Origin of the sequence: Mesorhizobium sp. B2-4-2 (assembly GCF_006442845.1) — a bacterium.
GTDB lineage: Bacteria > Pseudomonadota > Alphaproteobacteria > Rhizobiales > Rhizobiaceae > Mesorhizobium.
In genome coordinates this window covers 524,391-536,908 of sequence record NZ_VFVM01000002.1, presented here as the reverse complement: position 1 = coordinate 536,908, position 12,518 = coordinate 524,391, and the positions used below count along the sequence as shown (strand labels likewise).

Here is a 12,518-nt window from a genome sequence, read left to right as displayed (position 1 = left end):
AGGAGGCACCTTTTTGTTACTGAGGAACCCGCACAACACCGAAGACTGTCGTGCCGTTTCGGAAATCCTGCAGCGCGTCGGCGACAAGTGGACCGTGCTCGTCGTCGGCAAGCTCGGCGACGGACCGCTGCGCTTCAATGAGCTGCGCGCGGCTGTCGGCGGCATCTCGCAGAAGATGCTGACCACCACCTTGCGAGGGCTGGAACGCGACGGTTTCGTCACCCGCACCGTGTTCCCGACCATTCCGCCGCGCGTCGACTACGAGCTGACCGAACTCGGCCATGAACTGCTGGTCCCCGTCAGCGCGCTCGGCGAATGGGCGCGCAGGAATACCACGCGCGTGCGGGCCGCGCGTGCGAAATTCGATGGCCTGCATGGCTGAAATTCTACAGTCGTTCAGCAATCATTGACTGATTGTCTTCGTGTCCGCACCGCCGCCGCAGGGCTGAAAGACAGTTTCACAGCGGTCCCAGGCTTTAGCTTTCGGCCGGAACGGCCTTCGGCTTGCCCTCGCCGTCCAGCGCCACCATGACGAAATCGGCGTGCGTGACCTTTTCCATCAGGTCGGAGAGATAGCGCTGCGCCCAGGCCTCGACCTTGAGCGTCATCGAGGTGCGGCCGACGCGCTCGACATGGGTGTAGATGCACAGCGTATCGCCGATCTTCATCGGCTTGGCGAAGGACATCTCCTTGACCGCCGCCGTCACCACGCGGCCCTTGGCGCGCTCGGCGGCGCGGATGCCGCAGGCCAGGTCCATCTGCGCCATCACCCAGCCGCCGAAAATGTCGCCGGCGGCATTGGCGTCCGAAGGCATGGCCAGCGTGCGCAGCGTCAGATCGCCGATCGGCCGCCCGTCCGCGTAATGCACCATGCGAGTTATCCCCAGAGATTGACTGCCCTGATCCCGTACCGTCAAGGCGCCAACGCGTCAACGCGAGACGATCGCGATCCACGGCTCGGACCTTCATTTCGAGTCCCCCCGCAAGGGCTCGCGGCCTTCTAGAAATAGCGCTCGAGGTTCGCTCGAATGCGATCGAGAACAGTATGCCCGGAAACGTCGGGGACGAACGTCTTGCCGGTGATGGCCTCGTAAGCCTGCGCATAGACTTTGGAGGCCTGTTCGACGATCTCATCCGGGATTTCCGGAATAGGCTCCCTGTAGGGATCGCAGCGCGCCGTCACCCACGATCGGATGAAATCCTTGTCGAAACTTTCCGGCCGAGTGCCGTTCGCCAGGGCCTGTTCGTAACTCCCGGCGATCCAGTACCGGCTGCTGTCGGGCGTGTGGATTTCGTCGGCCAGGATGATCGTCCTGTTTTGGTCGATGCCGAATTCGTATTTCGTGTCGGCGAGGATCAGGCCGCGTTCGGCGGCACGCGCCTGGCCGCGGGCGAACAGGTTCAAGGCGTAATCCGAGACGGTGTCCCACTGCGCCTGGGTGAGCAGGCCCTGTTCGATGATCTCGGTCCTGGACAGCGGCTCGTCATGGCCGCCATGCGCGGCCTTGCTGGTCGGCGTGATGATCGGTTCGGCCAGCTTCTCATTGTCGCGCAGGCCGTCCGGCAGCCGCATGCCATACATGTCCCGTTCGCCGCGACGATAGCGGGTCAGGATCGAGGTGCTGGTGGTGCCCGCCAGATAGCCGCGCACGACGATCTCGACCGGCAGGATGTCGAGCCTGGTGCCGACGACGACATTCGGGTCGGGATATTCGAGAACATGGTTCGGGCAGATATCGGCGGTTTCCTCGAACCAGTACCGCGCCGTCTGCGTCAGGACCTCGCCCTTGAACGGGATCGAGGTCAGGATGGTGTCGAAGGCGCTGAGGCGGTCTGTGGCGATGATGATGCGCCTCCCGTCCGGGAGGTCGTAATTCTCGCGGACCTTGCCCTTGTAGTGACCCGGCAGTTCGGGAATGAAAGCATCCGACAGGACACGCATGGGATCTCCTGCCTTGCGCAGATTGGCCGATGTCCTCGCATAAGCTGTCGACCCCATGCGTATCAAGCGGGATTGTTAAGGGTTCCCCGCAACTGGATCCGGCATCGCGGTCGCTTTTTTCACAACGCATGCCGGAAGGCCCAGCGACGCGGCAAGCCCGCCCCGTCTAGGCTGCGGCCAGATTTCCGGAGCCGGCCATACCCATCATGCAGACCTACGACTTCATCATCGTCGGCTCCGGCTCGGCCGGTTCGGTGCTCGCCGATAAATTGTCGGCCTCGGGCCGCTTTTCGGTGCTGGTGCTCGAGGCCGGCGGCAGCGACCGCCGCTTCTACGTGCAGATGCCCCTCGGCTACGGCAAGACCTTCTTCGATCCCACGGTCAACTGGAACTACAAGACCGAGCCGGATCCCGGCCTTGGCGGCAATGTCGACCACTGGCCGCGCGGCAAGCTGCTTGGCGGGTCCAGCTCGATCAATGCCATGGTGTGGATCCGCGGCGCGCGCGAGGATTTCGACGACTGGCGCGACGCGGGCAATCCCGGCTGGGGCTATGACGACCTGCTGCCGGCCTTCAAGGCGCTGGAGGACAATGAAGCCGGGGCCGACAGATGGCGTGGCAGAGGTGGCCCGCTGCACATCAGCGATACGTCTGATGCCGTCCACCCGCTGACGAAGCGCTACCTCGCCGCCGGCCAGCAGGCCGGACTGCCGTTCAACTCCGATTTCAATGGCGCTGCCCAGGAAGGCGTCGGCGTCTACCAGATCTCGACCCGCAACGGCCGCCGCATGTCGGCCGCGCGCGCCTTCCTGCGCCCGGCGATGAACCGCGCAAACGTTCGTGTCGAGACCAACGCGCTGGCAAGCCGCATCCTTTTCGAAGGCAAGCGTGCGGTCGGCATCGAATATCTGCAGAAGGGCCAGACGAAGACGGCCCGCGCCGGCCGCGAAATTATCCTGTCCGCCGGCTCGATCAACTCGCCGCAGCTTTTGCAGCTCTCCGGCATTGGCCCGGCGGCGCTGCTCAACGGGTTTGGCATCCCGGTCATTCACGCCAACGAGAATGTCGGCGCCAATCTGCAGGACCATGTCGGCATCAACTACACCTTCAAGGGCAGGCTGCCGACGCTGAACCAGATCCTGCGTCCCTGGTGGGGCAAGCTCATGGTCGGCATGCAATACATCCTGACGCGTTCTGGCCCGCTGTCGCTGTCGATGAACCACGGCGGTGGCTTCTTCCGCACCGACCCGGCCTTTTCGCGCCCCAACATGCAGCTCTATTTCCAGGCGTTTTCGACCGTCATCCCGAAGAGTGGCGAGCGCCCGATCCTGACGCCGGACCCTTGGCCTGGCTTCTCCATCGGCTTGTCCAACTGCCGCCCGTCGAGCCGCGGCGAGATTATGATCCGCTCCAGCAATCCGTTGGACCATCCCAAGATCGTCGCCAACGCCTATTCGACCAATGCCGATGTCGAGGAGATGCTGGCGGCGGTGAAATTCGTACGCAAGATCGCCTCGATGCCGGCTATGGCCGAGATCATCGCGGAGGAGGTTTTGCCAGGCCCATCAATCACTTCGGACGCCGACCTGATCACGGATTTCAGGAAACGCTCCGGCACCGTCTATCATCCGGTTTCGACCTGCCGCATGGGACCCGATCCCGCGCGCGCCGTGGTCGATCCGCGGCTCAAGGTACATGGGCTGGAAGGCTTGCGCGTGATCGACGCCTCGATCTTTCCCGACAACATCACCGGCAACACCAACGCCGCCTCGATCCTGACCGGATGGAAAGGCGCCGAACTGGTTCTGGAGGACCAAGAATGAAGATCACCGACGTCAAGACCTGGGTTGTCGGCAATCCGCCGCCCGGCATCGGCGGCAAGTATTTCATCTTCGTCAAGCTTACCACCGATGGCGGTGTGGTGGGTTACGGCGAGGCCTACAACGCCACCTTCTCCGCCCATGTCACGGCAAGGATGGTCGAGGACATGGCCGAGCGCTATCTCGTCGGCCGCGATCCGCACGACATCGAGAATTTCTTTCGCCGCGCCTATTCCTCCGGCTTCACGCAGCGGCCAGACGTGTCCGGCATGGGCTGCTTCTCGGCGCTGGAAATGGCCTGCTGGGACATTATTGGCAAGGAAGCGGACAAACCCGTCTACAAGCTGCTCGGGGGCCAGGTGCACGAGACGCTGCGCTCCTACACTTACCTCTATCCGCATACCGGCAGCGTCCATTCCGAGGACGCCCCGGACGGCAGGAATGTCTACAACGACCCCGAAATGGCGGCGGCCTGCGCGCTCGAATATGTCGAGCAGGGCTTCAATGCCGTCAAGCTCGACCCGGCCGGTCCCTACACCGCCTTTGACGGCCACCAGCCGCGCCTGCTCGACATCGACGTCTCGACCCGCATGATCAAGGCGATCCGCGAGGCGGTCGGCACGCGTGCCGACATATTGTTCGGCACGCACGGCCAGTTCACCGCCTCCGGCGCCCTGCGCCTTGCCCGTGCCATCGAGCCCTATGACCCCTTGTGGTTCGAGGAGCCGGTGCCGCCCGATATGCCCGAAGTCATGGCGCAGGTCGCCCGCGCGACTTCCATCCCGATCGCCACCGGCGAACGGCTGACGACCAAGTTCGAATTCGCCCGCGTCATCGAGAACCGCGCCGCGACCATATTGCAGCCGGACCTCGGCCGCTCCGGCGGGATTCTGGAAACCAAGAAGATTGCCGCCATGGCCGAGGCCTACCACATCCAGATCGCGCCGCACTGCTATTGCGGCCCGATCGTCGGCGCCGCCAACATCCAGCTGGCGGTAACGCTACCCAACTTCCTGATCCTGGAATCGCTGAAGCAGTGGGACGGTTTTCACGCGACGCTGCTCAAGAAGAAGATCGAGTGGCAGGACGGCAATGTCATCCCGTCAAAGGAGCCCGGCCTCGGCGTCGAACTCAACGAAGACGTCTGCGACGCTCACCCCTACACCGGCAAGGACCTGCATTTGCAGATGATGCAAACGCCGCTGATGCCGTGAGCGAACGCTACGCCTTCATCGGCCTTGGCCATCTCGGCGGCAAGCTTGCCGCCAGCCTGGTGCGCAACGGTTTTGCCGTCACCGTCTTCGACCGGGAGCCCACCGCCGTCCAGCGCCTCGTGGCGCTCGGCGCTATTGCTGCCGGCAGCCCCGCCGAGGCGGCTGAGCGGGCGGGCAATGCCATAACTTGCCTGCCGTCACCGAAGGTCAGCGAGGCGGTACTCGCCGGTCCTGATGGACTGCTCAACGGCCTCCCCGCCGGCGGCACATGGATCGAGATGTCGACCAACGGCCGCGAGGAGATCGTGCGCCTCGCGGGCCTTGCCTCGGCTAGGGGAATCGAGACCTTGGAATGCCCAGTCACCGGTGGCGTGCATCTGGCGGCGGCCGGGAAAATCACCGCGCTGGTCGGTGGCGATGCCGATCTTTACGGGCGACATCGCCCTGCCATCGATGCGATGTGCGCGAAGTCGTTCCTGATGGGCCCGATCGGCTCGGCGGCGATGATCAAGGTCATCACCAACATGCTGGCCTTCATCCATCTCGTCGCCGCCGGTGAGGCGCTGATGCTGGCCAGGCAAGGCGGGCTCGACCTCGCCCAAGCCTATCACGCCATCGTTGCCTCCTCCGGCAACAGCTTCGTCCACGAAACCGAAACCCAACTCATCCTGAACGGCTCCTACGACATCGGCTTCACCATGGACCTGGCGCTGAAGGACCTCGGCTTCGCGCTCGGCATGGGTCGGGATTTCGGCGTTCCGCTGGAACTGGCATCGCGTGTCAACGCGATTTTCGAGCAGGGCAAGGCGGTTTACGGCGGCGGCGCCTGGTCGACCCAGATCGTCAAATTGCTCGAGGACGCCGTCGGCGCCGACCTGCGCGCGCCCGGTTTTCCGTCCAAACTGGAAATCTGAATCCGGGAAACTTGAAGCGGTTTCAAAAGGTTGAGCGCTCATCTGGAATCAGGACCGGAGCGACCTGAATCAAAGCCGCAACGTCTTGAATCAATATCTGAGCGTCAGAGCGCCGGGCAGGATCTCGAAGGTCGCAGGTATGCGCCCGGGCGACTCGCCGTCGATATCGACCAGCGCGCCGTTCTTTTCCACGTCGCCGAGCGGTTCGACAACCACTTTCTTACCGCGCAGGATGGTGATGGCCGGATGGTTGCGATGCCTGCCGCCATAGAGCAGGCGGATATCCCAGATCAGCTTCAGCTTGCTGGCCGCGCGCAGGATGACGATGTCGAATTGGCCGTCGGTCAGTTCGGCGTCCGGCGCGATCATCATGCCGCCGCCGAAGAATTTGCCATTGGCTACCGCGACCAGCGCCATGCGCGCCTCGACCGGCGCGCCGTCATCGACTGAAATCGTTACATCCTGGAACCGGTAGCGGGCGAATTCGACCACGGTGCGACACAGGAACAACGTCTTGGCCGCAACCTTGCCTTTACGCTTGTCGGCGTTGACGGCGCGATCGGTAGCGCCCGAGAGGCCCAGGCTCGCAATGTTGACGAAGTGCCGGCTGGCCAGCGCGCCATGGTCGTCGATATAGCAGATGCGCCCTGCATCGACCGCCCTGCCCTTGGCCCCGGCGATCCGCTTCAGCGTCGCGTCCACCTCCTTCGGCAGGCCGAGCCCGCGCGCGAAATCGATACCCGTGCCGCACGGCAGCAGACCGAGTTCGGACGCGCGGCCGTTTTCCTTGGACGCCTGCAACAGGCCGTCGGCCACCTCGCTGGCCGTGCCGTCGCCACCGGCCGCGATCACCAGGTCGAACCCGTTTGCCGCGAGGTCGAGCGCCAGCCTTTCGGCATCGCCTTCGGCCTGCGTTTCGCGCAGTTCGAAATCGCCGAAGTGATTGTTCAACGAGGCGGCGACCTCGGACCAGTGCCGTTTCAGCCAGCCGCCGCCGGCAATCGGATTGAGCACCACCCCGACCTTCAATGCGCATCCCTCCCCGCAAGGCGCCGGGCACGCACTGCCCGATCCTTTGCCGACATTGAAGCCCGCGCCCGTTGGCGGAGCAATAGGCGCTCTCGGTTCGCGTGCCGAAAAAGCAGGGCAGGCTGTCTAAGGCCTTGGTGCCTGAAATTCCGAGGCTGCTGGCAATGGTCCCCGATAATCCCGCTATCCACAGGCCCGCGGGCATTCCCCAACATCCTTGGCCGGCGTAAGTTTAACCCATCTCAGGCGGCTACCGATCGCCCAGCCGAAAGGCGAAGCTGAAAGGCGGATTTCCTGAGGCCCGTACGGCCCGAAGCGAGAGCAGGCTCGCCTGCTTCGAGGGACGGAAGCCGAGACCTACGGGGCCGCGGAAAGCGTGCCAACGCCGACGGCGGACCGATGCTGCCATGAAGGACGGCAAAAACCTTCGATGGCCGCAGGGCAAAGCCCGCAAGGGTGGAGACCGGCGTGGTCTGGAACGGGCGCGGCCTTCGGGCGGCGACTGGCAGGACCGTCAAAATCAAGGCCGGCTTGGTGCGACGACTTTAGGGGAGTTGCTGCCGTGACCGTGTCCTGGTCTGACAGGGAGGCGCTGGGAGAAATCCCGGCGCCGACTGTCTTTTTCCCTCCCGCTCGAGCGCCTTCCCGGCGAAGTTGCGGGCGCCGCTTCACCGCGCGCCAAAATCGGTTAGTATTGCCCTGTCAGAGTCCGTTTGCGTTTGCTGGCGGATTCGCTGAAGGGGGATACTTCATGACATTGATCCAGAAGCTTGCCGCCGCCCTGGCCTGACCGGCCATGGTCCTGTTCCGCTTGCTGAAGCGTATCATCAGGACGATCCTCTGGCTGATCGTCATCATTGTCCTGATCCCGATCGCCGGGCTGGCCTACGGTTTCCTGACGACGCCGTCGCTGGACAAGACACCGTTGCCGGGTATCGCCGAAGGTGCACCGCCGCCGGCGCTCGCCGCCAGGGTGCGCGCCGAAATCCCCGGCTACCAGCGACCTGAGGAATCGACCTTCCTCACCTACCCGGAATGGGCCATCGTCTATGCCGCGCGCGAATATGCCGGCTTCGTCGCCAAGGACCAGCCGAGCGGCTTTCCCTATTTCGCCTATGTCGGCCGCTTCTGGCAGGACTACGCCATGGTGATCCGCGCCAGCTCCGCCTACAAGTTCAACTACGCCAACCACCAGATGCCGGTCGTCATCGGCACCAGCCACACGATCGAGCATGCCGTGCAATGGGCTTATGAAAACACGATCGGCCGCATCACCGAGGCGATTGCGGGCAGGCGCACGGCGACTGACATCTACCAGGGCAAGGTGGCGGCCGAACACGCCGCCTTCCTCGACCAGGGGCCGTGGTACCAGTTTCCGTATGCCGAGAAGCGCGCCGGGCTTTTCGCGGTGCAGCCGGCGCCGGGCGACAGCGCCGTGCGCACCAGCGAACGCAAGCTTGCCTTCGGCCTCGCCGACACTATCAAGCAGTTCTACGCCGGCCTGATCAGGCCGGCGCTCGCGGCAACATCCGATCCGGCCTTGCTCGACGTCCATGTCTGGGCCAAGGGGCCGGTCGGCGAAGCGACGCGCAACGAAGCCGACACCTTGCTCGAACGCGACTACGGCCCCGACGGCACCGTTTTCGTCACCAAGCGCTACCAGATGTTCACCGACATGATTCCGCGCCTGATCGACAAGGGCGTCTCATTCGTCGAGATCGGCGGCAACGACGAGATCATGATCACCGTGCTCTCCACGGATTCGATCGCCGTCCCCGAAGGCATGCGCATCCTGTTCAGCTATCCGCTGCCGGCCGATCCATCGACACGCCGCACCGGCATGGTCGTAGCCGTACCCAGGCTGCATCTGGTATTGCCGGCGCTGATCAAGTCAGGCGCCAGGCTGGAGCACGTCTACGACTACTGAGGCCTTTCGGCCACGCTGCGCGGAGAACGGCCGTGTCGAGCGCCACGCCACGCTCATTTCACAATCGCAGCCAAATCCCGCCTTGTTCGCGCGCGATGGACTGTCGCATGTCGCCCAAAGCGTGCCCGCGGGCTCCGCTCAGGGACCGGTTTGGACAGCGACATGCACCTGAATGGGCTGCCGAGGGGCACATCGAGGGGACGAGACCGTGATCAAGACCGCCCTTGTCGCCATGACCATCGTCGGCTGCGACTGCGACGCCAAGCTTTGCGAATATATCGGCGAGACGCCGGCCAAGTGGTCGACCATCGCCGAGTGCGAAGCGGCGATGAAGAGCCAGATGCTGCACGAGCGCAATTTCAACTATCCGCTCGTCTCTGGCATCTGCCGCGCGAAAGGTTCCGCGTCCTCCTCGCAACTGGCCGCGACCGCTTCGCGCCCGGAGCTGAGGCCCGCCAGCCGCGCCGTTGAACCGACGCTGCCGCCCGAGCTGAGCCACAGGCCGACGGTCCCGGTCGGCTCGCCGACGACGGCGATGGAAGCGGCCGCCGCGCGGCCGGTCGCCTATGAACAGGTGGTCGATGGCGGCACCGGCGTGCTCTATCGTACGAAAAACGGCTATGCCGTCGTCAAGACCGATCTTGGCCGCGCTGTATCGGCGACCGCCGACATGGCCAAGCGGTCAGCCAACTGGCTGGCTGGCCTGGTGCCGAGCAAGCTGTAGGGACGAAACTTTCTTCACCGGCGTCACCATCCCGGTCTGTCATCAACGGTCGCCGCCACCTTGGACCTGAAGAGACAAGACTCGCGCAAAGGTTGCAAACCGGATGGGGATGCAGCATTGTGTCGACCGCAACGATGAAGGGGGGCCTTCCATGAAACCAGCGGTTCGAACTGCGGCAGCCTTGATGCTGGCGCTTGCTCCGGGATCGGTCGGCGCGCAAGGCGTGGATCCGGGTGACGACAAGGGGATCATCTTCGCTCCGGGCGATCCCGACATGGCGGCGGCGACCGCGCAGGCGCTCGCCGGCCTCGATGAATTCCTGGCACTGTCCGAAATGCCTCCCTCCGGCACAGGTAGGTTCAAGTTGAAGGTCAAGGTGCGGGATGGGCATGTCACCGAGCACTTCTGGGTCATACCGTTCCGCCGTGCCGGGACAGGGTTTGTCGGCATATTGGCCAATGAGCCGGAGGCAGTGCACAACGTCGTGCTCGGCCAGAACATAGAATTCACCAGGGACGACATTTCCGACTGGGGATATACGCGGGACGGCCATCAGGTCGGCAGCTTCACGATCTGCGTGATGTTCAAGCGAATGTCGAAAGAAGAGGCGGACAACATGCGCGAAAAGTACGGCTTCGATTGCTGACGGGAACGCCGGCTGATCAAGCCGCTTCGTCCCTGGCGCCGATCTTGCGCACCAGCGCTGCCGTCGCCAGCATCGCGCCCATATCCGATATCATCGGCGCGACATGGGTCTGGTAGTCCAGTGGCACCGAAATGGCGGGCAATTCGAAGAAATTCTTCGCCTGCGGCAGGAGCAGAAAACCGTCGCTGCCGTTGAGGGCCACGCGCGCCGGTTCCTCCGGCCAGGTTTCGCCCAGCCATTTCAGCGCTTGCGCCAACCGGCCGCTCACCAATGGCTGCGCCGCCTCGGCATTGTCGGTGCGGAACTCATAGGCGGCATCGAGTTCCGGCACGCCGGATGACAGTTCCTGCATCTTGCTGGCGAACATGCCACGGAAGAAGCCGACGACGGCATTGGTCCGCCGCGTCGCCACCAGGATTCCCGGCAACGGTTCGATGGCTTCGAAGGCGACGATCACGCCTTTGAAAGCCGTCGATGAGCCCTTGCCTGTCCCTTCCCGCAGTTCCGCTTCGTAGAGCTCGAACGAAAACTCTTCGTAGCGGCCGGAAACGACATCGTCGAACGACTGCCGGTTGAACGGCCCGACCGCCTCGCGCGGCAGCCGGTCGAAGGAATTTGGCCGCCCGCCATGCGCGTAGCGCACGTCGCGGATGAAGCCGAAGATGATGGGCAGCAGTGTTTTGCGAAATGATTGCTGCAGCCGCGTCGCCGGCTTCATCGCCTGGAAATAAAGCAGGATCGAAGCTGCGAAACCGACGACATAGAGGAACACATGCGGCGTCGAGAACCATTGCTCGTTGGGATCGGCGACCTTGTTGAACAGCCAGGCGATCAGCACCACCGTCGCCAGCACCAAACCGACGAACAGCGGCACCCGCCAGCGTACCTGCCGCACCACGGAGGCCCGCGCCGCTTCATAAGCCTCGATGTTTTTCCGGATGCCGGCAACCACGGCGTCGCCGGGCATGAAATCCGCTGTTTCCACCGCCACCCCCGCTTGCCTGGACCGGTTCATGATAGCCGGTTTTGTCTGAAGTATCGACTGTGGCGCCTCTTCAACAGATGCTTGCGCCGCCCCTCATTTCGCCAATCATCAGCGCTTGGAAAAGCGCCGACATGGCGATTTTGGCCAATGTCCACCACCTGTGGTTACGGAAAGACCGCGCTCAACCGCCTCTCCACCTTGTCACGCATGCGGCCCTCCAATCCCTCCACCGGCGCCAGCCGCTCATGATCCCCGGCGCGCAGCCGCACAAACGGATGCATTCGGTAGGAAACGACAGACCCCCGCGTTTCCGCATCGGCGCTGATATCGGCGACAAGGATCCCGCCAATGCGTCCCGGCCAAGGCTGGCGGACAAGGGCGGTTCCGAGGAAATCGCCAAGTCCATAGGCGACGATCGTATTGCCGATCCGCTCCACCGGCTGCACGACATGGGCGTGGTGGCCGACGATCAGCCCGACGCCCTGCCCTGCCAGGCGCCTCGCCAGTCTCCGCGTTTCGGCGCGCGGAAAGTGGCGGAACTCCCAATCCCAATGCGGCACGGCGCAGAGGAGATCGAACCCGTCACCTCGTCGGCGGGCAATATCGCTTTCCATCGAAACGCGGCCGGCGAACAGGTCCTCGCCCGCATTGCGCCACAACGTGAAGGCGGCGAACCCGACAGTCAGCGGTCCGACTTCGACAGGCTGTACCGGGCCGTTGCCGGCGAGGCCAATAGTGCCGATACCGAGCCGCTTCAGCGCCGCCACGGTCTCATCGAAACCGGCGACGCCCTGGTCGAGCACATGGTTGTTGGCCAGCGACAGCACCAGTCTTTCACGCGAGATGCCGACTGCCGCCAACGCGTCGCCGAGAAAGCGCTCGCTCATCGCGTGATGGGTGCCGAGCCTGGTGCCGAGCACGGCGCTTGGCTTGTCCACGATCGGGCTTTCGCAATTGCCGATCACCAGGTCGGCCGCGCCAAGCAGCGTTTTGATCACCGGATCACAGTCGGGCGCGCTGCGGTTGGCCACCGCCGAAATGTCACCGACGAAGGCGAGCCGCACCGTCTGCCTCAGTGCCGGATCCATGATTGTCCCGGCCATCGCCGCGAAGCCCTGTGCGTCGCCGGCCAGCGACGGTTTCAGGAATCGCGGCAGCCACGACAGTTTGTAGGAGAGCGGATAGTTCGACACGCGATGTCCAATCGTTTGCCCTGTGTAGACCGTCCGCCGGGCGCGTTGAAGCCAGCCAATGACAATCATGCGTCAGGGCCGGCAGACGCGGCATTGCAAATGCGTGTATGATTGCCGGCACGAC

General features: G+C 63.9%; 12 protein-coding genes. 7 read left to right on the top strand and 5 right to left on the bottom strand.

Annotated elements, in window-relative coordinates; genetic code table 11:
* Positions 1–13 precede the first annotated feature (13 nt).
* Positions 14–382, top strand: coding sequence for a helix-turn-helix domain-containing protein (locus FJ942_RS06315; RefSeq protein WP_181165214.1), 369 nt, complete (start codon positions 14–16; stop codon positions 380–382).
* Between the two features lie 94 nt (positions 383–476).
* On the opposite strand, the gene FJ942_RS06310 is transcribed toward FJ942_RS06315, so the two are convergent.
* The gene (locus FJ942_RS06310; RefSeq protein ID WP_091579483.1) at positions 477–872 is read right to left on the bottom strand and encodes an acyl-CoA thioesterase; all 396 of its coding nucleotides are present in this window, start codon (positions 870–872) and stop codon (positions 477–479) included.
* A 128-nt stretch (positions 873–1,000) separates the two neighbouring features.
* Positions 1,001–1,942 carry a phosphoribosylaminoimidazolesuccinocarboxamide synthase gene (locus FJ942_RS06305; RefSeq protein WP_140556048.1) on the bottom strand — a complete coding sequence of 314 codons (942 nt, stop codon included), beginning with the start codon at positions 1,940–1,942 and terminating at the stop codon, positions 1,001–1,003.
* Positions 1,943–2,148: 206 nt separating this feature from the next.
* Here FJ942_RS06305 and FJ942_RS06300 point away from each other — a divergent pair, with 206 nt between their 5' ends.
* From FJ942_RS06300 to FJ942_RS06290, 3 genes are read left to right on the top strand one after another with little or no spacing between them, the layout of a single operon-like run.
* The gene (locus FJ942_RS06300) at positions 2,149–3,765 is read left to right on the top strand and encodes a GMC family oxidoreductase N-terminal domain-containing protein (RefSeq protein ID WP_140897366.1); all 1,617 of its coding nucleotides are present in this window, start codon (positions 2,149–2,151) and stop codon (positions 3,763–3,765) included.
* Entirely contained in the window at positions 3,762–4,976 is a 1,215-nt protein-coding gene (locus FJ942_RS06295) for a mandelate racemase/muconate lactonizing enzyme family protein (RefSeq protein WP_140495981.1), read from the top strand. Before FJ942_RS06300 ends, FJ942_RS06295 begins: the two co-directional genes overlap by 4 nt.
* Entirely contained in the window at positions 4,973–5,890 is a 918-nt protein-coding gene (locus FJ942_RS06290; RefSeq protein WP_140897365.1) for an NAD(P)-dependent oxidoreductase, read from the top strand. The genes FJ942_RS06295 and FJ942_RS06290 overlap by 4 nt, the downstream gene beginning before the upstream one ends.
* A 90-nt stretch (positions 5,891–5,980) precedes the next feature.
* Here FJ942_RS06290 and FJ942_RS06285 read toward each other — a convergent pair whose 3' ends face one another.
* Positions 5,981–6,919, bottom strand: a complete 939-nt coding sequence (locus tag FJ942_RS06285) for a diacylglycerol kinase family protein (protein ID WP_140896664.1) — start codon at positions 6,917–6,919, stop codon at positions 5,981–5,983.
* Positions 6,920–7,715: 796 nt separating this feature from the next.
* On the opposite strand from FJ942_RS06285, the gene FJ942_RS06280 reads away from it, so the two are divergent.
* The 3 genes from FJ942_RS06280 to FJ942_RS06270 all read left to right on the top strand — a co-directional run bounded on the left by FJ942_RS06280 (position 7,716) and on the right by FJ942_RS06270 (position 10,216).
* The gene (locus FJ942_RS06280) at positions 7,716–8,846 is read left to right on the top strand and encodes a hypothetical protein (protein ID WP_140897364.1); all 1,131 of its coding nucleotides are present in this window, start codon (positions 7,716–7,718) and stop codon (positions 8,844–8,846) included.
* Positions 8,847–9,054: 208 nt separating this feature from the next.
* The gene (locus FJ942_RS06275; protein WP_140495985.1) at positions 9,055–9,570 is read left to right on the top strand and encodes a hypothetical protein; all 516 of its coding nucleotides are present in this window, start codon (positions 9,055–9,057) and stop codon (positions 9,568–9,570) included.
* A 151-nt stretch (positions 9,571–9,721) separates the two neighbouring features.
* On the top strand, positions 9,722–10,216 hold the full coding sequence (locus FJ942_RS06270; RefSeq protein ID WP_140495986.1) for a DUF2314 domain-containing protein: 495 nt from the start codon (positions 9,722–9,724) through the stop codon (positions 10,214–10,216).
* A 16-nt stretch (positions 10,217–10,232) separates the two neighbouring features.
* Here FJ942_RS06270 and FJ942_RS06265 read toward each other — a convergent pair whose 3' ends face one another.
* Together FJ942_RS06265 and FJ942_RS06260 are read right to left on the bottom strand one after the other, a co-directional pair.
* A complete protein-coding gene (locus FJ942_RS06265) occupies positions 10,233–11,201 on the bottom strand; it encodes a DUF3137 domain-containing protein (protein ID WP_140567164.1) in 969 nt (322 codons plus the stop codon).
* 164 nt (positions 11,202–11,365) lie between these two features.
* Positions 11,366–12,394, bottom strand: coding sequence for a CapA family protein (locus tag FJ942_RS06260; protein WP_140897363.1), 1,029 nt, complete (start codon positions 12,392–12,394; stop codon positions 11,366–11,368).
* Between the last annotated feature and the right edge of the window lie 124 nt (positions 12,395–12,518).